At 59.3% G+C, this 21,744-nt stretch carries 17 protein-coding genes; 16 read left to right on the forward strand and 1 reads right to left on the reverse strand.

Going from position 1 to position 21,744, the window contains the following annotated elements; genetic code table 11:
- Positions 1–76: 76 nt before the first annotated feature.
- From AWR36_RS01615 to AWR36_RS01690, 16 genes are all read left to right on the forward strand, one after another.
- Entirely contained in the window at positions 77–1,183 is a 1,107-nt protein-coding gene (locus tag AWR36_RS01615) for a hypothetical protein (RefSeq protein ID WP_067080051.1), read from the forward strand.
- Positions 1,180–1,851 (forward strand): GntR family transcriptional regulator, encoded by a 672-nt coding sequence (locus AWR36_RS01620; RefSeq protein WP_067080053.1) that lies wholly within the window; start codon positions 1,180–1,182, stop codon positions 1,849–1,851. Before AWR36_RS01615 ends, AWR36_RS01620 begins: the two co-directional genes overlap by 4 nt.
- Positions 1,851–2,159, forward strand: coding sequence for a DUF6122 family protein (locus tag AWR36_RS01625; RefSeq protein WP_067080055.1), 309 nt, complete (start codon positions 1,851–1,853; stop codon positions 2,157–2,159). Before AWR36_RS01620 ends, AWR36_RS01625 begins: the two co-directional genes overlap by 1 nt.
- Before the next feature lie 195 nt (positions 2,160–2,354).
- A complete protein-coding gene (locus tag AWR36_RS01630) occupies positions 2,355–3,764 on the forward strand; it encodes a Type 1 glutamine amidotransferase-like domain-containing protein (protein WP_067080057.1) in 1,410 nt (469 codons plus the stop codon).
- Positions 3,765–4,359: 595 nt separating this feature from the next.
- Complete coding sequence (locus AWR36_RS01635) at positions 4,360–7,167, forward strand: TonB-dependent receptor domain-containing protein (protein ID WP_067080059.1); 2,808 nt, start codon at positions 4,360–4,362, stop codon at positions 7,165–7,167.
- 191 nt (positions 7,168–7,358) lie between these two features.
- On the forward strand, positions 7,359–8,795 hold the full coding sequence (gene yfcC / locus AWR36_RS01640; protein ID WP_067104490.1) for a putative basic amino acid antiporter YfcC: 1,437 nt from the start codon (positions 7,359–7,361) through the stop codon (positions 8,793–8,795).
- A gap of 9 nt (positions 8,796–8,804) precedes the next feature.
- Entirely contained in the window at positions 8,805–9,980 is a 1,176-nt protein-coding gene (iadA, locus tag AWR36_RS01645; RefSeq protein WP_067080061.1) for a beta-aspartyl-peptidase, read from the forward strand.
- Positions 9,980–10,924 carry a GlxA family transcriptional regulator gene (locus AWR36_RS01650; protein WP_067080062.1) on the forward strand — a complete coding sequence of 315 codons (945 nt, stop codon included), beginning with the start codon at positions 9,980–9,982 and terminating at the stop codon, positions 10,922–10,924. Before iadA ends, AWR36_RS01650 begins: the two co-directional genes overlap by 1 nt.
- An 11-nt stretch (positions 10,925–10,935) precedes the next feature.
- Positions 10,936–12,186 (forward strand): cyanophycinase, encoded by a 1,251-nt coding sequence (locus AWR36_RS01655; protein ID WP_067080064.1) that lies wholly within the window; start codon positions 10,936–10,938, stop codon positions 12,184–12,186.
- A 65-nt stretch (positions 12,187–12,251) separates the two neighbouring features.
- A complete protein-coding gene (gene aspA / locus AWR36_RS01660; RefSeq protein WP_067080066.1) occupies positions 12,252–13,679 on the forward strand; it encodes an aspartate ammonia-lyase in 1,428 nt (475 codons plus the stop codon).
- 158 nt (positions 13,680–13,837) lie between these two features.
- Positions 13,838–15,187 (forward strand): aspartate aminotransferase family protein, encoded by a 1,350-nt coding sequence (locus AWR36_RS01665; RefSeq protein ID WP_067080068.1) that lies wholly within the window; start codon positions 13,838–13,840, stop codon positions 15,185–15,187.
- A gap of 68 nt (positions 15,188–15,255) precedes the next feature.
- Positions 15,256–16,641, forward strand: a complete 1,386-nt coding sequence (locus tag AWR36_RS01670) for a glutamine synthetase family protein (protein ID WP_067080070.1) — start codon at positions 15,256–15,258, stop codon at positions 16,639–16,641.
- Between the two features lie 328 nt (positions 16,642–16,969).
- Positions 16,970–17,821: an OmpW/AlkL family protein gene (locus AWR36_RS01675; RefSeq protein ID WP_082679331.1), complete on the forward strand. Its 852-nt coding sequence runs from the start codon at positions 16,970–16,972 to the stop codon at positions 17,819–17,821.
- 176 nt (positions 17,822–17,997) lie between these two features.
- Positions 17,998–19,335 carry a glycosyltransferase family 4 protein gene (locus tag AWR36_RS01680; RefSeq protein ID WP_082679332.1) on the forward strand — a complete coding sequence of 446 codons (1,338 nt, stop codon included), beginning with the start codon at positions 17,998–18,000 and terminating at the stop codon, positions 19,333–19,335.
- A complete protein-coding gene (locus AWR36_RS01685; protein WP_067080075.1) occupies positions 19,335–20,084 on the forward strand; it encodes a class I SAM-dependent methyltransferase in 750 nt (249 codons plus the stop codon). The genes AWR36_RS01680 and AWR36_RS01685 overlap by 1 nt, the downstream gene beginning before the upstream one ends.
- Positions 20,081–21,190: a prenyltransferase/squalene oxidase repeat-containing protein gene (locus AWR36_RS01690; RefSeq protein WP_067080077.1), complete on the forward strand. Its 1,110-nt coding sequence runs from the start codon at positions 20,081–20,083 to the stop codon at positions 21,188–21,190. Before AWR36_RS01685 ends, AWR36_RS01690 begins: the two co-directional genes overlap by 4 nt.
- Here the strand turns inward: AWR36_RS01690 and AWR36_RS01695 are convergent.
- The gene (locus AWR36_RS01695) at positions 21,119–21,736 is read right to left on the reverse strand and encodes a class I SAM-dependent methyltransferase (RefSeq protein WP_067080079.1); all 618 of its coding nucleotides are present in this window, start codon (positions 21,734–21,736) and stop codon (positions 21,119–21,121) included. The genes AWR36_RS01690 and AWR36_RS01695 overlap by 72 nt on opposite strands.
- Positions 21,737–21,744 lie beyond the last annotated feature (8 nt).

A 21,744-nucleotide genomic window follows, 5' to 3' on the forward strand; every position in this document is an offset into this window, starting at 1 on the left:
GCCTCCGGCGCAGGTCATGTAATAAGAGTTAGCCAGGCGCGGAGACCGGATCGCCGCGCGGATATAGAGAGTTTCTGTGAAAAAACCAACCTGCGTTTTGTTGGCGGGGGCGAATGCTGCCCGCCGCATCCGCGAAGAAGGACTGCGCCCCGAGCAGGTCTCCACCCTGATCGGCGCCTCCGGCGGTCCCAAGTGGCTGGTGATCAGTCAGCTGGACCGGGTATTGATCGGCGAGTTTTTCCGCGGCCGGCAGGAGCCCATCGCGACCCTGGGCTCCTCTATCGGCAGCTTCCGCAACATGTGCTATGCCATGGACGAGCCCCTGGCTGCACTGGAGCGTCTGGAGCACGGTTACGTAAACCAGGTCTACGACTCTGGCAAACCCACGCCGGAGGAGATCACCGCTACCGCGGGGAAAATCCTCGAGGCGGTGCTTGCCGGAGACGGAGCCCGCCAGGTCGCTGAAAACCCGGTTTGGCACAGCCACTTCGTGACAGTGCGTGGCCGCGGCCCGCTGGCCAGTGAGCGTCGCGCCGTGCTGGCTCCGGCGCTGCTGACGTCGGCCCTGGCCAATGCGGTGAATCGCAATAGCCTCAGCGCTTTCTGGGACCGGGTCGTGTTTCACGCAGGCGCCGAGCCCCTCGTGCGCTTTCGCAACCTGCGTACCGTAGATGTGACCCTGAATGAGGAGAATGTGTGCCCTGCAGTACTGGCGAGCGGCTCCATTCCGCTGGTGATGGCGGGCATCCGCGATCCTCACGGTGCGCCCCGGGGCAACTACCGCGATGGCGGAATAACCGACTACCACTTTGACCTTGGCTTCGAGCGCCCGGGGGGGCTGGCCCTCTACCCGCATTTCTTCCCCTACATGGTGCCCGGCTGGTTCGACAAGAGCCTGACCTGGCGCTGGGTGCGCGGTGGCGCCATGGCAGATACGCTGCTGATCGCGCCTTCTCCCGGCTTTGTGGCCTCGCTGCCTTACGGAAAGATCCCGGATCGGGATGATTTCGTTCGCCTCAGTACGGATGAGCGTCTCAAATACTGGAATGCGGTGGTGAGCGCGAGCCGGCAGATAGCGGAGGATTTTTATGAACTGTGGCAGACTGGTGCGATCGCTGATCATATTATCGAGGTGGGGGCTGATGACGTCCTCCATCGACTGCCAAGGGTGAGTGCCGCATGACCGTCTCGCAGGATTTCAACGCCCCTCAGGAGGAGTATCGCACCACCCAGGAGCGAGTTTACTACCAGGTGCGCGATGCGATCCTGCGCGGAAAATTTCTCCCGGGTCACGCGATCACGATTCGCGGGCTCGCCGCAGAGCTGGACTGCAGTCCGATGCCGGTAAGGGAGGCATTGCGCCGACTGACTTCTGAGCGTGCCCTGGAGCTATCCGATACCCGCCGGGTTACTGTGCCCACCATGACACCGGACAAGCTGGCCGAGATCTGTGCCGCGCGAGTATCCCTGGAATGCCAGGCGGCGGAACAGGCGCTGCCGTTTGTAGGCCCTGCAGAGCTTGAGCAGCTGCGGAAACTCGACGAGCGGGTGACGACTGCGCTCGAGGACAAGGACATTCAGGAATATGTCACGGCCAACCTCGAGTTTCATTTCACCCTGTATCGCCTGGGCAATCCCCATATCATCCTGTCACTGATTGAAAGTCTCTGGCTGCAGACCGCGCCCCTCCAGCACCTGGTGTTCCAGCGCTTCGGGGTACAGGAATTACCGGATCGACATCAGGATCTGATTGAGGCCATCGCGTCCGGGGACCCGGCTCTGGTGCGGACAGCCGTTCGCCAGGATATCGAAGAGGGACTTGGATCCATTTCTGCTGAGGAGTTGCTCTGATGCCCGCATTCCTCGCTTGGATACTGCACCTCGGTGCCCCTCTTGTGGTGGCCCGGTATTTCTTCCGCCCGATTTGGAAGCGCGCCTTTGTGATCATGCTGGCGGCCAACCTGGTGGCGCTGGACCGACTTTTTTTTGAAGCGGCAGAGACGCCCACCAATTGCGCCATTAATGCGTATCCCCTGCACACCATGCTGCCCATTTCCCTGTACGGCGCCATGATGTTTTTACCCTGGTTGCCAGTGCGCCTGCTGGGCATTGGGCTCGTGTTGCACATGCTGGTGGATGCTCTGGGCTGTGGTCTGTAACGGACTTTTGATTCCTCGGCTTCAGAGCAGTCCAGCACAAAAACTCTCCGAAATGTTCTCCTTCCTACCGAAATTTGACTGTTTTTGACTCTGGGACGGCGGCTTCACTGTTGCCGACCATAAAGCGGTTAATCTTTGATGGCACAACAATAACCAGCCGGTGACAAAGCCGGTGATGCACATCAAGGAGCAAACATGCTGACGAGAACCGCACTGCTGTTTTCCCTCACCCTTGCAAGCCACGGAGCCCTGGCCTGTATTTCCCAGGAAACTGAGTCCAACGATGCCGAGGCTGATGCCGACGGTCCTGTCTGTTCATCACAGTCTATTAGTGGTGACATCGATAGTCGCCGGGATCAGGACTGGTATTACTTCGATGTGAATGAGGCGGCCAGCCTGACCGTTTCACTCAATCATGATGGAAGGGATGATTTTGACTGGTACCTGTATGACCCCCAGCAGCAGCTGTACGCAGCGGAAACCAGCAGCGTGCCCGAGGCGGCCAGCGTTAACGTGGACGGTGCCGGCCTCTACACACTGAAGGTTACCCGTTACCGTGGGCAGGGTGCTTATACCCTGGATGTTAACGGTATTCCCGATGGCAGTAGCGGTGGAGGAGACACGGGAGGAGGCGATACTGGAGGTGGTACCGGTGACGGAAACTGCGACCAGGGCACCCGCCCGTCCAAGCCGGGCGGTTTGACCAGCTACCTGGTGGGCAACGAAGCGGATGTCTGTGTATCCCAGGCGGACGGTGGCCTGCTGGTAATGGGCGGTGGTACCGATGTGGACAACGCCTTTACCCGACGCGTGAAGCCGCTGATCGGGGGGGGCGATGTGGTGGTGTTACGCACCTCCGGTAGCGACGGTTACAACGATTATCTGCTTAACCTGCTGGGTGCCGATTCAGTAGAGACACTGATGGTGGATCGCACCCAGCACGCGGAAAGCGAGTACGTGGCCTGGGCGGTGCGCACGGCGGAGTTCGTCTGGATTGCCGGGGGTGATCAGTCCGATTACCTGAACCAGTGGCAGGGTACGGCGCTACAGACGGCACTGGACGAGGTGCTGGCCCGGGGCGGCGTGCTGGGAGGCACCTCTGCTGGCGCGGCAGTGCAGTCCGAGTACATCTATGATCCGGATGGTGTCCTGGGCGCCTATTCTTCCGAGGCGGTGACGGACCTCTGTCACGAGAACATCAATATCTCCACCGGGTTCTTGACCACGGCAACAATGCAAAACGTGATTGTCGACACCCACTTTGCCGAGCGCGATCGTATGGGGCGCCTGATGGCCTTCATGGCCGGCCTGCCCAATGGCATCCGCGGTATCGGTGTGGATGAGGCCACCTCTATCTTCTTTACCAGCGATGGGCAGGGCGTCGTGGATGGAGTGGGAAATGTTTATGTGCTGGCTGAGGATGCGACGACCTCACGGACCCAGGCTAGCTGTGGCTCGCCGGTTATTTATGAGGATGTGCTGCGCTATCAGCTGTCCGAGTTCGACGGCTACAATATCCTGACTGGCGAGTCGACCGTCTCCCCCAAGCGCATTGGCATCGACGGACGCAACAGCAACTTCTATATCAACCAGCCGTACCAGTAACGACCTGGATCTGACGATCCGGTCATCACAGAAAGCCGGCTTGGGTAAAATTCCCAAGCCGGCTTTACTTTATGCGACAAATTTTTAATGAGCAGGTATCGATCGCCTGTTTATTTTATGTGCGACCGCAAAAGATAATTTGGTTTCAAGAGTGTGAAACCGCCGACTTCTGTGCTGTGTCAGAAAGGCTTTACAGCATTTTTTCGCCGTGATAAAAACTCAGTGAAGTTTGCTCATAAGAACATGAACCAGCCAGCTCCAAGCGCTATGAACTCAAGCACCGTGGTTACAACTGCTGCTGTCGAGCGCTGCTCTGCCAACTACTACCTCAGCGAGTGGTTTGACGAGTAGCTTCCTTTCGGCATGACCGGACGCTCTGAAGTGTTGAGCGTGCTGCCGAGCACAAGGAAGCTATAAGTCGGATTTCTGTTTCCCCGCCTTATTGCTACATCAACTACAAGCAAGATAGCTGTGTCTGTTGCACGGTGCCTTGTGCCAATTCCCGGTGAGCCGATCCCCGTCAGTCTGCATTGCCCGCGATGCGAGTAAAACTCATCAATAAAAGGCCAAAGGTCTCAACAACGAGGGAAACACAATGAATAAGAGAACCCATCTCTACCAGGCCATTCGGGTGGCACTCGGTTGTTCTCTGGTTAGCGGCAGCGTCTATGCACAGGAACTGCCACGACCCGCAGAGGAAGCCGTCGAAGAGGTAGTTGTTACCGGTACTCACATCAAGGGACTGGATACCGAGGGGGCGGTACAGGTTGTTCAGATCGACCGCGATGATATCGAAGCATCCGGTGCGACCTCCCCGATTGAACTGCTGCAGGAACTAACCCAGACCGGTGGCGGTAGCGGTACTTTCTCCACCACCACAGCAGGCCCGCTGTCCAGCAACACGCCGGTCGGCGCCGCGGGTGTCTCCCTGCGCGGCCTGGGGGCCTCCTCCACGCTGGTGCTGGTGAACGGCCGCCGGGTCTCCGTCAGCTCCTTCGCCAAGGGCCAAGAGTCCTTCGTCGATGTGAACTCCATCCCCCTGTCTGCTATCGAGCGCGTTGAAGTGCTGCCCAGCGGCGCCGCTGCAACCTACGGTGCTGACGCGGTTGCCGGTGTAGTCAACTTCGTGCTGCGTGACGACTTCGAGGGCAGCGAGATCACCCTGACACATGGCAACTCCACTGCCAGCTCCGATGAGGGTAAATACAACCTGAACTGGGTCTGGGGACACAAGGGCGAGCGCAGCCACACCATGCTGGTGGCAGACTTCTTTACCCGCAATGCGCTCTATGATCGCGACCGCGATATTACTGCCAACTCTATTCGCCCGAGCCAGCAGGGTGTCTACCCGAGCTTTAACGATCTGTTCGCAATGTTCTATGACCAGACAGAAGGTCCGGCAAGCGGTGGCTGTCCGGAGGATCAGTTTGGCTTCGGTAGCTTCGGTGAATACTGTGAGTTCAACACCAATGCCTATGTTGCTACCCAGGACGAGTACGAAAGTGCCAGCCTGGTCGGTACCTTCAACTATCAGCTGAACGATAATGTGGAGTGGTTCAACACTGCCATGGTGCAGACGAACCAGTCCCAGGGAACCGGCTCCCCGGCCAACTTCAGCCGTGCGCCATTCGACCCGGAAAGCCCGCTGTGGCCAGCGGAGCTGCAGGCTGACATGGTAGAGGAGGGCTCCTTTAGCCCTGACTTCCCTACCGACGAGTTTAGTGATTTCTATGGATATCCGATTTTCGCGTGGGGCAAGTTTCCTGATCCCCGTGCTGTAGAAGTTGAAAACCAGTCCGTGCGCCTGGTCTCGGGCCTGCGTGGTGACCTGAACGACTGGAGCTGGGAAGTGGCAGCCAATGTCGGCCGCAGCGAGTCCGAGCAACGCGGTATTTCCGGTCTTTACAACTCCGAAGCTTTCTACAATGCAGCACTGGGCAACCTGTGTACCGATGGCACTGTTGTTGACCGCTGGGATGTGGATCTGGTTCGTCCCAACGCCAGCTTTAACGGCGAAACCTGTGAGTCTCTCGGTAAAACCACAGCCTGGTATAACCCGTTCGATGGACAGGCCGAGCAGCTTGACGTAGTCAACGATTACGTGCGCACTGACGCACAGCGTGAGGGTGTTTCCAGCCTGTACGCGATCGACGGCAACCTGTCCGGTTCCTGGATCGAACTGCCCGCCGGGGCCATTCAGGTGGCCGTGGGTGCGGAGTTCCGCCGCGAAACCGTTGAGGACACCCCCTCTGGCGATGCGGTTTCCACTACCCTGAACCCGGAGCCGATCCTGGGCTTCAGCTCCACTTCCGCCGATGCCGAGCGCGATCAGTGGGCGGTTTACATGGAGCAGATGATCCCGGTTGCGGCCAATACTGAGCTGCAGTTTGCGTTGCGCTATGACTACTACGATAGCTTTGGTGGTGATACCAACCCGAAGATCGCCCTGCGCCATGCATTCAACGATGCGATCATCTTCCGCAGTAACTGGTCCACTTCCTTCCGCGCGCCGTCTCTGGCCCAGGTGGGTGCTGGCACCCTGCTGAGCAGCTACCGGGTGGATTGTTCCGTGACCCCTGGTGCCTGTGACGGTCTTGCCGATGAAGATGGTCAAGCGCTGTTGTCCGAGGAAGTGAGCAACGACGATTTGATGCCGGAGACTGCAACCACCTGGGGTGCTGGATTCCTGCTGAAACCGTTTGCTGATACCGAGCTGTCCATCGACTACTGGAACATCGAGCACGAAAACCTGGTAGGCGTCGAGGAAGACGACTTTATCCTGCGTGCACTGAATGGCGAATACCCGGTAGTGGGTGAGGGTGAGCTGGCCACGGGTCAACCGGGCCTCGAGGTGAGTAACGGTTTCGTTGTCGATGCACACTTCGAACTGACCAATCTCGGCTGGCAGAAGACCAGCGGTGTGGACATGGCGTTCACCCAGTATTTCGATACCGAGAACATGGGTAGCTTCCGCTTCGTCCTCGATGGCACCTACCTGACCGAGTTCGACAAGCTGCCCTCCGATACCCTGGGTATTGTCAGTGAAGCGGGCCAGTTCCGGTACCCGCGTTGGCTGGCCAACACCTCCCTGCGCTGGCGTTACGAGGACTGGTCTGCACAGATCGGTGCCAAGTACAGCCATAGCTATATGGATGACCCGAGCCCGCGTGTCCTCTCGGCGGTTGGCCTGGCCGATGATGCCGAAGTTGAGGTGGATGCCTGGACTGTGTTTGACCTCAGCCTGAGCCGCGACTTCAACAACGGTAGCTACGCGAGCCTGCGCGTCAACAACCTGTTGGACGAAGAGCCGCCGCTGGTGCTGGGCACTGGTGCCAATGTGGACCACTTCAACCACAGCTCCATGGGTCGCTTCGTGACCCTGCGTTACAGCTACGCCTTCTAAGCGCAGTTGTATGAAAAGGGCGGTGCCTGAGGGCGCCGCCCCGGTAGCCGGGGCAGGGCGGTGCGCAAGCCCACCCTGTTGCCCGGCTGGCTGTACAAGAAATTTCCCTCTGGTGTAACTCTATGCAAGCTTCTGCATCTGAAGTCGAACGCGAACAGCAAGGCACAGTGTCTGCAGAGCCCAAATGGGCCATGCCTGATACCTACCTGATTCTGCTGTTTGTGGCGCTGCTCGCATTTGCGCTCAATTTCATCATTCCGGCCGGTACTTACGAGACTACGGTCGTCAATGAGCGCACGGTGGTGGATCCGAGCACCTATCAACAGGTGACAGAAGAGCCCCAGGGCATGGCCGTATTTGCTGAAGGCGGCAATATTGGGCTGTTGAACTTTGCCTTCGAGGGGATGGTTTCCGGCTCCAAGTGGGGCGCTTCCATCGGTGTATTTGCATTTATCCTGCTGACCGGTGGTGCATTCGGACTGATTTTTGCCAGCGGCTCTGTGGAGCGCGGCCTTTTCCAGGTAATTGCCAAGAACCGCGAGGCGGGCAGCCTCTATCTGGCGATTCTCTGTGTCATGTTTTCTGCCGGCGGTGCCGTATTCGGCATGGGTGAGGAGGTGATTCCCTTCACCCTGATCGTGGTGCCGCTGCTGGTCACGATGGGCTACGACAGTATTACCGCGCTGTTGGTGACCTACGTGGCAACCCAGGTGGGCTTTGCTACCTCCTGGATGAACCCTTTTGGTGTCAGTATCGCCCAGGGGATTGCCGATGTGCCCCTGATGTCCGGCAGCGTGCCGCGCATGATTCTCTGGGCAATGGCTACATTACTCCTGATTGTTTTCACGTTGCGGTATGCCCAGCGTGTTCGCAAGAATCCGGAATCTTCCCTGGCTTTCAAGTCAGATGCCGTACACCGGAGCAAGCGCCAGTCGCTGGATTCCATTCAGACCATGGTGCGCGGCGATGGCTGGGTGTTACTGCTCTTTGCTGCCGGTATCGCCTGGATGATCTGGGGTGTGGTGCAGCGAGAGTATTTCCTGCCCGAGATCGCCAGCCAGTTCTTTACCATGGGCATCGTGATTGCGATCGTGGCCATCGCCTTCGGCCTCAACGGGCTCACTGCCAACAAGGCGGCCGCGGCCTTCAAAGAAGGGGCCCAGCAATTGCTGCCGGCAGCCATGGTGGTGGCCTTTGCCAAGGGTATCGTTTTACTCCTCGGTGGTGACGAGCCGACCAGCCCCAGTGTCCTGAATACCATCCTCAACTGGGCGGGGCAGGGGCTTGCCGATGTGTCCGGCACGGTGTCGGCCTGGTGCATGCTCCTTTTCCAGACCGTCTTCAATTTCTTTATTACCTCCGGGTCCGGTCAGGCCGCTCTGACAATGCCGATCATGGCGCCGCTGGCGGATGTTGTCGGTGTAACCCGCCAGACAGCGGTGCTGGCCTTCCAGTTGGGTGACGGCTTCAGCAACGTTATCGTGCCCACCTCTGCCGCCCTGATGGGCTGTCTTGGTGCCGCCCGTCTCGACTGGGGTGTCTGGATCCGTTTCGCCTTGCCGCTGATGGCCTGGCTTTTCACGCTGGCTTCTGTGGCAGTTGTTCTCGCCGCACTAACGGGATTTTGAGCAGTACTCATGTCAAGAATCGTTCTAATAAAAAATGCCCATGTATTTGCCCCGAGGGATCTCGGGTTATGCGATGTCCTGATCGCGGGCGAAAAAATCGAGAAAATCGACCAGGGCTTGAGCCTGCCTGCGGAAATTGGTGAGACCGTGGATGCTGACGGGGCCTGGTTGATTCCCGGCCTGGTGGACTCCCTGGTGCATATCAGTGGCGGCGGTGGCGAGGGCGGCTTTGCTTCCCGCACACCGGAACTTGATCCCCGCGGGGCTTTTGAGTCGGGGGTGACCACCGTGATCGGTGTGCTGGGTACGGATGCGACCACGCGGACCCTGAATGAACTTTATGGCAAGGCGCGGGCGCTCGACGCCCAGGGCCTGTCCTGTTACATGCACAGCGGTTCTTACCAGTTCCCGGTGAACACACTCACCGGCAGTGTGCGAACCGATATCATGCTGGTGCATAACATTATCGGGGTCGGTGAGCTGGCCATCTCCGATCACCGCTCTTCCCAGCCGTCTACCGCTGAGCTGGTTCGTGTCGCATCCGACGCCCGGGTGGCGGGTCTGCTGAGCGGCAAGAGCGGGGTAATCAGCATTCACGTGGGGGACTGCGATGGCCGCCTGCAGCCGCTGTTTGACGCCGTGGCCCAGTCTGATGTGCCCATCAGCCAGTTCTATCCCACTCACATCAATCGCAACGACGAGCTGCTTGCCCACGGAGTGGAATTTACCAAAGCCGGTGGTTTCATCGATTTCACCACTTCGACCACGCCGGAAATTCTGGCCACCGGCGAGCTGCGTGCCAGTGCCGCTCTGCGTGTGGCGCTGGCATCCGGCGCGCCGGCGGACCGCCTGACCATGTCATCGGACGCCCAGGGCTCGATGACAAACTTCTGTGATAACGGCACCTTGCAGGATATCGAGGTGGGCTCGGTGGCCAGTCTGTTTGATGAGTTCCGCCGCGCGGTGCGCGACGAACAGGTGGATTTCGTCAAAGCCCTGCAGTCCGTCACGGAAAATCCGGCCAAGGTACTCGGGCTGCGAAGCAAAGGGGCTGTGGCAGCCGGGCTGGATGCTGACCTGAGTCTGGTGGATCCCGAGAGTTTCGAAATTCAGCATGTCATGGCGCGTGGTCGCTGGCAGTACTTCGATCGCCAGTTGCGGTTCCGGGGGGCATTTAGCAACTAATGAGACAGGACGCCGCCACTTCCGTTGCCATTATGCTGCTGCCCGGATTTTCCATGTCCGGGCTGGGTATCTTGATGGAGCGGTTTACCCTCGCGGGCGGTGCATCTCCCCTGATCTTCAGTTGTAGCGGTGAAAAAATGATATCGGCGGAGCATGGCGTGAGGGTCCAGGCCCAGGTGCTGCCCGCCCTGCCGCTGGCAGCCCGGACACTGATTTTTTGCGGCGGGCGGCAGTACACGGCGGTTTCCCGGGAAGCCTGTGAGCAGGTAGCACGCCATACCAGGGGCGCCACTTATCGGATCGGCATTGGCAGTGGCGTGATGTTGATGGCCCAGAGCGGATTGCTTGACGGGCATCGGGTTAGCCTCGCGGAGTCGCTGGGGAGCCAGCTGCGGCAGACGGGTCGACCGGTCGTGTCCACTGGCAATTCATTTACCCGCGATGAGAATGTCTGGACCTGCACCAGTGAGGAAACACTGCCTCTGATGCTGGATACCCTGTTACCGGTCTGGAGCGGAGAGGGCGAGGACAAAACGCTGCAGTTCCAGAGTGAGGTAGAGGACCGTTCAACCCTCGCCGAGGCACAGGCCCTGATGCGCAATAACCTGGCCGAGCCCCTGGCCACCGGTGAAATCGCGGGTTATCTGGGGATATCGAGTAAAAAGCTGGAGCGGATCTTCAAGCGTTTTGTCGGGCAGTTGCCGGCGCGGTTTTACATAGGCCTCAGGCTGTCCCTGGCACGGGATCTGTTGCACCACAGCGGTCTCAGCATCGAAGAAATTGGCAAGCGCTGCGGTTTTAGCTCGCCCTCCCATTTCAGCAGGGCGTTTCGCAATCACTTCGGCTGTACACCGAGGGCAGAGCGACAGCAGTTTGTGGCCCTGTCAGAGGATGGCGGCCGTTGGGGGCTTGCTGGAGGAAATAGAACATGTATCGCAGGTTGAGAATAGCAACAATGAAATTACTGTTATCCAAGTTGGTCGTTTTTGTTTCGCTGGCGCTGGTGGCGTGTCAGGGGCATTCTGCCGGCAAGCTGATGATTGTGGGCGGCGCCCTGCGCAGCGACAACGAAGCCATCTACCGCGAATATATTGATGCAATTCCGTCGCGTTATCCCGATGTGGCCATCGTCCCGGCCGCTTCCGGGCGACCCGCCCACTATGCACAGCAGTTTGAACGGGATCTGCGTGCATTTGGTTTCGAAGGACAGGTGCACATCCTGCCGGTCGCGGTAAAGGATGACAGTTCCACCGACAAGGTGGACGAAAGCACCTGGGTGAAAGGGGCGTATGACCCGAAGGTGGCTGAAAAGCTGGCCACGGTGGGCGGTGTCTGGTTCGTCGGTGGAGATCAGACGCGGATCACCGAGACCCTGGTTCAGGATGACGGCTCCGACACACCGCTGCTGTCGGCCATTCGTCGGCAGCTGTCCAAGGGTGGGATCGTCGGTGGCACCAGTGCAGGAGCGGCCATCATGAGCGGCCCCATGATCGCAGCCGGCGATTCCCTGAGTGCGCTCACCGAGGCGCGGACAGAGGAATATGCGGGGATGCAGTCACAGGAGTCTGGGCGCCTGATGGTCAAGAAAGGCCTCGCCTTCCTCGACGGGGGCGTGGTCGACCAACACTTTGATCGCAAGAGTCGCCTGGGCCGCCTGATCCGCGCGCTGGAGCCGCCGCTGGCACCGGAGTTACGCCGTGGTTACGGCATTGATGAAGACACCGCCGTACTTGCCGATCTCGGTTCCGGGGAGATGAGAGTGCTCGGCGCGGGTACCCTGGTGCTGGTGGATGCCCGTGGGGCAGATTTTGCTGAGGACAGCCCTCGCTTTGCGGTAAAAAACCTCTCCGTGTCAGTATTGAGTGAAGGTGACCGCTACAACTGGCGCACTGGCAAAATGACACTCGAGGGTGCTGTCACCGTGGGCAAAGAAGCCTTCGGTTACACGGCGGAGCAGGGTGCCGGACTGACACTGCCCAACGGGCGTCTGGACCATCTGCTGGGTTTTTCGTTGCTGGATAACAGTGAAACGGCAGAGCTGCGCCGCTACGCCTTTGCCGAGCAGGGGCCGGGTGTGCTTTTCCGTTTCGAACAGACCGACGACAGCCAGGGCTTCTGGCGCTACGGGTCTGGCACCAAGGATCAGTACTCGATCCAGAATGTGCGCCTCTCCATTGAGCCTGTCACTGTGAGCATTCGCCAGTAACTGGGCTTTCAGGGGCGCGCGACCGCGCGCCCCTTTTCTCTGATTTACCTCAATCGGTTATAGCTATGAGTGATTCCGCCTTCTATCGTGTGGAAAAGGATCTGCTGGGCGAAAGACAGGTGCCAGCCGATGTGTATTACGGTGTGCAGACGCTGCGGGCCCTGGAAAACTTCAACATCAGCGGTATTCCCATCAGTCATTTTCCCGATCTGGTGACTGCACTGGCAATGGTGAAGCAGGCCTGCGCCCGGGCCAATCGAGACCTTGGCAAGTTGGAGTCGGCGCAGGCTGAGGCAATCAGCAAAGCCTGTGAAGAGATTATTGCGGGCGCCCTTCACGGTGAGTTCTGTGTCGATATGATTCAGGGCGGCGCCGGTACCTCTACCAATATGAACAGCAACGAGGTGATCGCGAACCGCGCGCTGGAGTTGTTGGGGTATCAGCGGGGGGAGTACGAGCAGCTGCATCCCAATGTCCATGTAAATATGTCCCAGTCCACCAACGATGTCTATCCAACGGCGTTGCGCCTGGCAATGGTCTTCGGGCTGCGGCAACTGGAGCGGGCAACCGTTGCCCTGCAACAAGCGCTTGCCGAGAAAGGACGGGAATTCAACGGAGTTCTGAAGATGGGGCGCACCCAGCTGCAGGACGCCGTGCCCATGTCGCTCGGTCAGGAATTCAATGCTTTTGCGACAACCATCGGTGAGGAGGTTTCCCGGCTGCAGGAAATGGCTTCTCTGCTGATGGAAATCAATCTCGGGGGCACGGCGATAGGTACCGGCCTGAATACCGAGGCGGACTACCGGGAGCTCGCAGTCGCGCACCTGCGGGAAATCAGTGGCACCCCGGTGACCCCTGCCGCAGACCTGGTGGAAGCCACATCGGATATGGGTGGATTCGTGCTGCTCTCTGGCATGTTGAAACGCACCGCCGTCAAGCTCTCCAAGATTTGTAACGATCTGCGATTGCTCTCATCCGGCCCCCACTGTGGCCTGAATGAGATCAACCTGCCACAGAAGCAGCCGGGGTCCTCCATCATGCCGGGCAAGGTCAACCCGGTGATCCCGGAAGCAGTGAATCAGGTGGCATTCACGGTCATTGGCAATGACACCGCTATCGCCATGGCAGCGGAGGCGGGCCAGCTGCAGCTGAACGTGATGGAGCCCCTGATCGGCTACAAACTGCTGGAGTCCATCCGCTACCTGGGGGCGGCCATGGAGTCCCTGCGCCGCGACTGTGTCGTTGGCATTACTGCCAACGAGGCGGTCTGCCGCGGCTACCTGGAGCGCAGCGTGGGGCTGGTCACCGCCTTGAACCCCTATCTCGGTTACGGCAAGACATCGGCAATTGCCCAGCGTGCCCTGCAGACAGGGCGCAGCGTGGCCGAGCTGGTGATCGAGGAGCAGCTGATGACGCCGGAGGAGCTGGAGCGGCTGCTGCGCCCGGAATCCATGCTGGGACCCATTTTGAGGGAGGCGAAAGCGCTCGCCTGACCTTAAAGTTCTCTCATCCGGCTCGATAGATCTTGCGCTTGCAGCGGGGTCGCCTCTAAAATGTGATCACAAATTTGAGGGGTGCCCCATAGAGGGCCCGTGCCGAGGCCGGGCCGATGTGGCGCGCACCTCTATATAGATAAAGCCAGGAGCGAGAGATGAACAAGAGTCAACTGCTGCAACAAGACCGCGATCACCTGCTGCACCCCTTCACCGATTTCCATGACCTCGGCAAGCAGGGTACCCGGGTGATTACCAACGCCGATGGTGCCTACATTACCGATATTGACGGCCAGCGCATGCTGGATGGCATGTCTGGCCTGTGGTGCTGTAACCTCGGCTATAGCCGCAACGAGATCGCCGACGCGATTTACGAGCAGCTGAGAACCCTGCCGTTCTATAACAGCTTCTTCCAGTGCACCACTATTCCCTCCATCGAGCTGGCTGATGCACTGTCAGAAGTGACCCCCGAGGGCATGAACAACGTCTTCTTTACCGGTTCCGGTTCCGAGGCAAACGACACCAACCTGCGTATTATCCGCCGCTACTGGGACCTGAAGGGTCAGCCGGAGAAGCGCATCGTTATCTCCCGTCAGAACGCTTACCACGGTTCCACCATCGGTGGTGCGAGCCTGGGCGGCATGAGCGGCATGCACAAGCAGTTCCAGTCCCTGGACTACATCACCCATATCCAGCAGCCGTACTGGTTTGGCGAGGGTGGCGATATGTCCCCGGAGGAGTTCGGTGTTCACGCCGCGCGCTGCCTGGATGAGAAAATTCAGGAACTGGGCCCGGATAATGTGGCCGCTTTCATTGCCGAGCCCATCCAGGGTGCCGGTGGCGTGATTATTCCGCCGGAAACCTACTGGCCGGAAGTGAAGAAAGTGTTGGCGCAGTACGACATCCTGCTGGTCATGGATGAAGTTATTTTTGGCTTCGGTCGCACCGGTGAATGGTTCGGCTCCGACTACTACGGCCTCAAGCCGGACCTGATGACCTTCGCCAAGGCTGTGACCAACGGCTACTTCCCGCTGGGCGGCACCATGGTGAGCGATCGCGTGGCTGAGGTAATCAAGTCCAAGGGTGGCGAGTTCACCCACGGCTATACCTATTCTGCGCACCCTGCGGCCTGTATGGCGGGCCTGGCAACGCTGAACATCCTGCGCAATGAAAAAATCATCGACAATGTGCGCGATACCACCGGCCCTTATCTCGCCAAGCGCTGGGCGGAGCTGGCAGATCACCCGATCGTCGGTGAGACCCGCAGCCTGGGCATGGTCGGAGCCCTGGAGCTGGTCAAGGACAAGAGCAGCCGGGCGCGCTTCGATGACGACTGCACCGCAGGTGGTGTCTGCCGCGACATGAGCATCAAGCATGGCCTGGTTATGCGGGCTACCGGAGACACCATGATCATCGCGCCGCCGCTGATCATCACCACCGAGCAGGTAGATGAGCTGGTGGAAAAAGCGCACCGGGCGCTGGATGATACTGCCAAGGCTCTGGCGTAAAATGGCTGAATGCGGGCACCGCTGGTGCCCGCATTGCGTTACGGCAACTATAAAAACCCGGGCAATCTATGTCATCACAACAAAAATTCTCCCCGTCACCTGAACTGCTCAAGGCCTCGCGGGCTTTCCTGGATGAGAACCCTGACCTCAAGTGGGTTGAAGGTTTCGTGTTCGATATCAATGGCATCCCCCGCGGCAAGTGGCTGCCGGCAGAGTCTGCGGACAAGCTGCTGGGCGGTGGTTTGCAGATGCCCCGCAGCGCAGTGAGCCTTGATGTCTGGGGGCGCGATATCGAAAACAGTCCGCTGGTGTTCGCCAGTGGCGACAGTGACGGCGTCTGCGTGCCGGTTTCCCCGCTGGCCATGGCGCCCTGGCACCAGGAGAAGACCGCCCAGCTCCATATGCAGTTGCACGAGGCAGACGGCTCGCCGCTCTATGCGGACCCGAGGGCCCAGTTGCAGCGTGTGGTCAAGCGGTTGGAAGAGCTCGGTTACCGTGCAGTGGTGGCCACTGAGCTGGAGTTCTACTTGCTGCGGGAGGATGCTGATCATCTTGCTCGTCCGCGCCCGGTCAGCGACAACGACGCTGAACTGGTCCCCTCAACGGATGTTTACGACCTGTCTGAGCTGGACGCCCAGCGGCACTTCTTTACTGATGTGCGCGAGGCCTGTGAGGCCCAGGGTGTTCCGGCGGATTCGATTTTGTCCGAGTGTGCCCCGGGCCAGTTCGAAATCAACCTCCTGCACTGCGATGATCCGTTGAAAGTGGCGGACCAGACCCTGTTGTTCAAGCATCTCCTCAAGGGGGTCGCCCGCCGCCACGGGCTGCGGGTCAGCACCATGGCCAAGCCCTTCGGGGACCAGGCCGGCAACGGTATGCACGTGCATATGAGCCTGGTCGATGCGGATGGCAACAATGTCTTCAATGACGGCTCCGAAGAGGGCTCAGAGCTGCTGCGCCAGGCCGCGGCCGGCATGCTGGCGACAGCGAACGACGCGATGGCGTTCTTCGCGCCGCACGCCAATTCCTACCGCCGTTTCCAGGAGAGCTCTCATGCGCCCCTGAACCTGTGCTGGGGCTATGACAACCGCACCACCACGCTGCGGGTTCCGGCCAGTCCGCCGGCAGCGCGACGCATCGAGCACCGTATCGCCGGGGCGGATGTGAACCCCTACTTGGTGCTGGCAGCGATCCTGAGCGGTGTCTGCTATGGTCTGGAAAACCGCCTGGAGGCGCCAGAGCCCGTGGCAGGCGATGCCTACCAGGTGGAGAGCGAGCAGCTGGTCAACACCTGGAGTGGGGCGCTCAAGCGTTTCGAGCAGAGCGCGCTGTGGCAGAAATACCTGGATCCGCGCTTTATTGAGCTGTTCCTGTTGTTGAAGCGGCAGGAGCTGCTGGAGATCGCCTCCCGGGTGACCGATGTGGAGTACCAGAGTTACCTGCATCGGGTGTGATTGCACGCGCGTCATAGCTGTGCGGCAGTCCTGAAAATCGTGTGCGATTCGAGGGCTTTCACGACAGGAGTGGGAGCGCAGAGTAAACCTCTGCTATACCTAAGGTTAAGCGCACAGGCGCTTATGACTCTCCTCCTGAAAGTGTGTTCGAGAAACCTGGCCCGCCAACTGGCGGGCATTTTTTTTGCCTATAATTTTTTTGACAGAATTTTTTCCTTTCTTTACCCCCTTCCTTAGATAAGCCTTGCTTGATCCGGAAAAAGCCTGCCTATACTGAATTAACCGCGACTGCGGCGAAGGAGCGATTTAGCGTTACAAGGAGTTACCCATGAGATTCAAGCCTCTCCTCATTCCCATGGCCGTGGCGGGTTTTGCCGGCCTCGCCGCACAAACCGCGCTGGCGGGCCCCTCAGGTTATCCAGTTGTCGAGCCGACACCCCCGGTCTGGGGTGCAGGCACCTTTGCCGTGCGGGTGGGTGCGGCCTACGTCGATCCCGATGAGGACGGGGTCGGTGGTGTATTTACCACGCTTGTGGATGATCCTGCCACTGAGGATGTGGTGGAGGAGATTCCCCTCGATGTCGGTGCTTTTGTGGACATTGATGATGATACCAGCTGGTTCATCAACGCGACTTACGTGTTCATGGATCACTGGGCGGTGGAGCTGTATCACGCAAACGACGTCAGTCTGGAGGGGAGACTGTTCTCCGATGCCTTCTTCGACGGCGACTTCATCGGTGAATTCAGCTCGGGCCTAGGTGACTTCGATTCTTATTTCACAAGCCTCTTTGTCGACTGGTATTTCCTCGATCCCACTTGCCTGTGGCAGCCCTATGTGGGGCTGGGGGTGAACTACACGGATATCGAAGAGCAGTTCATTCGCCCGGTATTCAGAAACGACAATCGCTGGGGTGCAGGTAAGATCGGATTCGGCAGTGATTTCAGCTGGACCGCCCAGGTGGGTGTCGACGTGGTGCTTGGTCGCGAGAGCAATTGGGTGATTAATGCCTCGGCCATGTATGTGGATGCCTCACCGGAGTTTTCCATTGGTTTCGATACCGAAACCGATCTGCCTGACTTCGATGACCCGGTCGTAACATCCATACGGATTCGCAATCAGGAGCTGGATCTGGATCCCTGGATTTTCAACCTGGGCATTGGCTACAAGTTCAGTTTCTAGACCCCGTCCAAATAGAGCCCAAAAGCGAGAGTACAGTTTGTGCTCTCGCTTTTTTTGATTGCGCGGTAAGGATTTTGGCAAGTGGAGCGAACGGATTTCGCCTAGCAGTCACTGTCTGGCCGGTGTATTCTTCGCTTTTACCCGCCAACGCAGAATAGTAACGACACGGGGAAGCCATGACCGCCTTGGGGAATTTTGCCGACGGTCCCACCGCCGCCGAATCGCGGCCCTTGCGTATCTGCCTGCTCGGTTATCGCAGCCATCCATACTGCGGTGGCCAGGGCGTCTACCTGCACTATCTCAGCAAAGCCCTGGTTGACGCCGGTCACCAGGTCGATGTGATTTCTGGCCAGCCCTATCCGCAGTTGGACCCCCGGGTCAAGCTGATCAAGATGCCGGGGCTCAATCTGTTTGAGTGCGAACACCCGACACGGGCGCTGCGCTGGCGGCATTTGCTCTCCTGGACGGATTTCTTTGAGTGGTGGAGCAAACTCTCTGGCGGGTTCGCTGAACCCTATACCTTTGGTCGTCGCATCGCCAGGTACCTGCGCAAGCATGGGCACCAGTATGACATCGTCCACGACAACCAGTGCCTGGCCTACGGCTTATTGGATGTCGAGCGACAGGGGCTCCCGGTTGTCGCCACCATTCACCACCCGATCACACGGGATCGCCAGCTGGCACTGGACGCAGCGCCTGACTGGCGCTACCGGCTGCTGGTTCGTCGCTGGCACAGTTTCCTGAGCATGCAGATCCGTGTCGCGCGGAGGTTGCGAAACATTGTCACCGTCTCCGAGCAGTCCCGTCGGGATATTGTCGAGCAGTTCGATGTGGCACCGGAACAGGTCACATTAGTGCACAACGGTATTGATACGGCGTTGTTTCGTCCCCTTGCAGATATCGAGCAACGGCCGTTTCGGATTATGACCACAGCCTCCGCAGACCAGCCCCTCAAGGGATTGCGCTTCCTGCTTGAGGCCGTGGCAGAGCTCCGCCAGACCTTCCCGCAGCTGGAGCTTCTGGTGGTGGGCCGCCTCAAGGAAGGGGGCGATACGGAAAAGCTGTTGCAGCAATTGAATCTGGGCGATTGCGTGCAGTTTGTCAGTGGCATTTCCAATGAAGAAATGGTGAATTATTACGCGGAGGCAGCCGTGGTTGCCTGCCCGTCTCTCTACGAGGGCTTTGGCCTTCCGGCCGGCGAGGCCATGGCCTGTGGCGTGCCGGTGGTTTCCAGCGATGGTGGGGCACTTCCCGAAGTGGTTGGCGATGCGGGCATCATTGTTCCCGCCGGTGACAGCATGGCCCTCGCCACAGCCCTGCGAAGCCTGCTGGAAGATCCCGCGCTGCGCGCCAGGCTCGGTGAGGAGGGCAGGGCCCGTATCCTGCAGCACTTCTCCTGGAGGCTAGCTGCTGAGCGGCTTGTGCGCTACTACCGGGCGCTGATCGGTCAACCCACGACACCCTCTGATGCGCGGCTGCCTGAGGGGCAGATAGACAGTGTGGAGGCCGCCTGATGATTACTGTTGATCCAGATCGTCTGCAACTGCAGCCTGGCCAGCGGGTTCTGGACCTCGGCTGCGGGGAGGGGCGTCATGCCATCCACCTGTGGTTGACGGATGCGGTGGATGTTTTCGCTGTGGACCTGAATATCGAGGACGTCGCCACAGCAAGAGAGCGAGCGCGGCCTTTTGCGGAGAGTGGTGAGGGGACTGGGCGACTGCTCCTTGGTGTCGCCAATGGTCTGTCACTGCCGTTCGCCGACAATAGTTTTGATGTGGTCATCTGCTCCGAAGTGCTGGAGCATATCGTTGATTACCAGTCTGTGCTGAAAGAAATCGACCGGGTTTTGAAACCCACCGGCATTTTTGCGGCCAGTGTGCCCAGCTATTTTCCGGAGTGGGTATGCTGGAAACTCAGCGACGAATATCACCAGGTTGAGGGTGGTCACGTGCGCATCTTCCGCGAGCGTCAGCTGCGGGGAAGTATCGAGTCCCTGGGCCACCGGTTTTTTGCCCGCCATCGGACCCATGCCCTGCATGCACCCTACTGGTGGCTGAAATGCCTGCTGTGGGAGAGGCCGCAGTCGCGACTGCTGCAGGGTTATCACCGCCTGCTGGTGTGGGACCTGATGGAAAAGCCGCGTGTTACCCGCTTGCTGGAAAGATTGTTGAATCCGTTGTTGGGCAAAAGTACGGTGCTGTATTTCGTCAAGCCGCCGGTATCCCAGACAGAAACTGAGACGGCGGTGGAGGCTGCGGCGTGACCGAATCTGCTGCCGCACAAACGGTGTCTCTGTTCCCCGATCATTTCCTGCGAACCAGCGCAGACTACATCCTTTCACAGCAGCAGCCCGACGGGATGATTCCCTGGTTTCTGGGTCACCATGCCGACCCATGGGATCATGTTGAGGCGGCCATGGGGCTCAGTATTGCCGGTGAATGGGGCGCGGCCGAGCGGGCCTATCACTGGCTGGCGGATAACCAGCTGGAAGATGGGAGCTGGTGGGCGGCCTACAAAGATGGGGCCGTACACAATCGCGAGCGACGGGAAACAAATTTTGTCGCCTATGTGGCCACTGGGGTCTGGCAGCACTACCTGATTTCCTCCAACCGCGTTTTTCTCGATGCACTCTGGCCCACGGTTGAGGCGGCCATTGAGTTCGTTTTGCGTCTGCAGACGGAAGAGGGCGAGATTCACTGGGCTGTCGATGGTGACGGCGCGCCGATGAAAGATGCGCTGGTTACCGGTTGCTCCTCGGTTTACAAGAGCCTTGAATGCGCAGTGCTGATTGCGCAGGCTCTCGGCAAGGCGCGTCCGGCCTGGCAGCAGGGGCGGCGACGGCTTGGCGAAGCGCTGCGCAGCAAGCCCTACCGTTTTGACCGCACCTGGGAGAGTAAAGCGCGATTTTCCATGGACTGGTTTTATCCGGTGCTCACCGGGGTGTTCAACGGCAGTGAGGCCCGCGCCCGGCTGGGTGCGCGCTGGGATGAGTTTATGGTGGCGGGACTGGGCTGTCGCTGTGTCAGTGACGAGCCCTGGGTGACGGTGGCCGAGTCTTGCGAGCTGACCATGGCCCTGGTGGCTGCCGGGGAGAAAAAGCGCGCGGCGAAACTCTACCGGGGATTGCATCGCTGGGCAGACAGCGACGGAGGCTACTGGACCGGTTACGTGTATCCAGACCAGGCAATCTGGCCTGAAGAGAAAACCACCTGGACTGTGGGCGCGATGCTGCTGGCTGCTGATGCGCTGGCGGACCTGACTCCGGCCAGCACGCTCTTTACCAGCGTCAGCCAGGCATTAGAGCCGGCGCAGGATGCCGAGGGTATCCACCATCTCCACGGGTTCGAACTCGCCGGAGGCCAGGGCTAGCTGGTAGATCTCGTAGGGTGCCTGGCCGCCATCGGCCGGGTTGGGGAATATATCGTGAATGGCAAGGTAGCCGCCGGGCACGATGTGCCTTGACCAGCTCCGATAGTCTGTCAGTGCCGCTTCGCGGGAGTGGCCACCATCGATAAAGACCAGGCCCAGGGGGGTATTCCAGCGGCGCGCGGCGACGGCGGAAGGGGCCACAACCGGCACGACATAATCTTCCAGTTCCGCCGCGCGCATATTGGTGCGGAAAGAGCGGAAGCTGTCCATCAGCTGGGCACCGCTATCAAATAGTGCTGGATCGTGATATTCCTCTCCCGGCTGGTGCTCTTCAGAACCGCGATGATGGTCGACGGCAAAGAGAATATTGTCGGTATCGCGGCAGGCGGTGCCGAGATAAATCGAGGATTTGCCGCAGTAACTGCCAACCTCAAGACAGGCGCCGAGGCGCCCGGCCCGATGGGCGAGGTGGAAAAGAGCCTCCCCTTCGCTGGCGGCAAGGAAACCTTTGACAGTGTCGATATCGACGGGAAGTTGAATAGACATGGAAAATC

The sequence above is a fragment of the Microbulbifer flavimaris genome, from assembly GCF_001641755.2.
Classification (GTDB): Bacteria; Pseudomonadota; Gammaproteobacteria; order Pseudomonadales; family Cellvibrionaceae; genus Microbulbifer; species Microbulbifer flavimaris.

Coding starts and splice junctions, on each gene's coding strand:
- iadA (WP_067080061.1), top strand. CDS start 8,805: ATGTCAAGAATCGTTCTAATAAAAAATGCCCATGTATTTGCCCCGAGG.
- AWR36_RS01650 (WP_067080062.1), top strand. CDS start 9,980: ATGAGACAGGACGCCGCCACTTCCGTTGCCATTATGCTGCTGCCCGGA.
- AWR36_RS01680 (WP_082679332.1), top strand. CDS start 17,998: ATGACCGCCTTGGGGAATTTTGCCGACGGTCCCACCGCCGCCGAATCG.
- AWR36_RS01635 (WP_067080059.1), top strand. CDS start 4,360: ATGAATAAGAGAACCCATCTCTACCAGGCCATTCGGGTGGCACTCGGT.
- AWR36_RS01630 (WP_067080057.1), top strand. CDS start 2,355: ATGCTGACGAGAACCGCACTGCTGTTTTCCCTCACCCTTGCAAGCCAC.
- aspA (WP_067080066.1), top strand. CDS start 12,252: ATGAGTGATTCCGCCTTCTATCGTGTGGAAAAGGATCTGCTGGGCGAA.
- yfcC (WP_067104490.1), top strand. CDS start 7,359: ATGCCTGATACCTACCTGATTCTGCTGTTTGTGGCGCTGCTCGCATTT.
- AWR36_RS01685 (WP_067080075.1), top strand. CDS start 19,335: ATGATTACTGTTGATCCAGATCGTCTGCAACTGCAGCCTGGCCAGCGG.
- AWR36_RS01695 (WP_067080079.1), bottom strand. CDS start 21,736: ATGTCTATTCAACTTCCCGTCGATATCGACACTGTCAAAGGTTTCCTT.
- AWR36_RS01655 (WP_067080064.1), top strand. CDS start 10,936: ATGAAATTACTGTTATCCAAGTTGGTCGTTTTTGTTTCGCTGGCGCTG.
- AWR36_RS01625 (WP_067080055.1), top strand. CDS start 1,851: ATGCCCGCATTCCTCGCTTGGATACTGCACCTCGGTGCCCCTCTTGTG.
- AWR36_RS01665 (WP_067080068.1), top strand. CDS start 13,838: ATGAACAAGAGTCAACTGCTGCAACAAGACCGCGATCACCTGCTGCAC.
- AWR36_RS01675 (WP_082679331.1), top strand. CDS start 16,970: ATGAGATTCAAGCCTCTCCTCATTCCCATGGCCGTGGCGGGTTTTGCC.
- AWR36_RS01670 (WP_067080070.1), top strand. CDS start 15,256: ATGTCATCACAACAAAAATTCTCCCCGTCACCTGAACTGCTCAAGGCC.
- AWR36_RS01620 (WP_067080053.1), top strand. CDS start 1,180: ATGACCGTCTCGCAGGATTTCAACGCCCCTCAGGAGGAGTATCGCACC.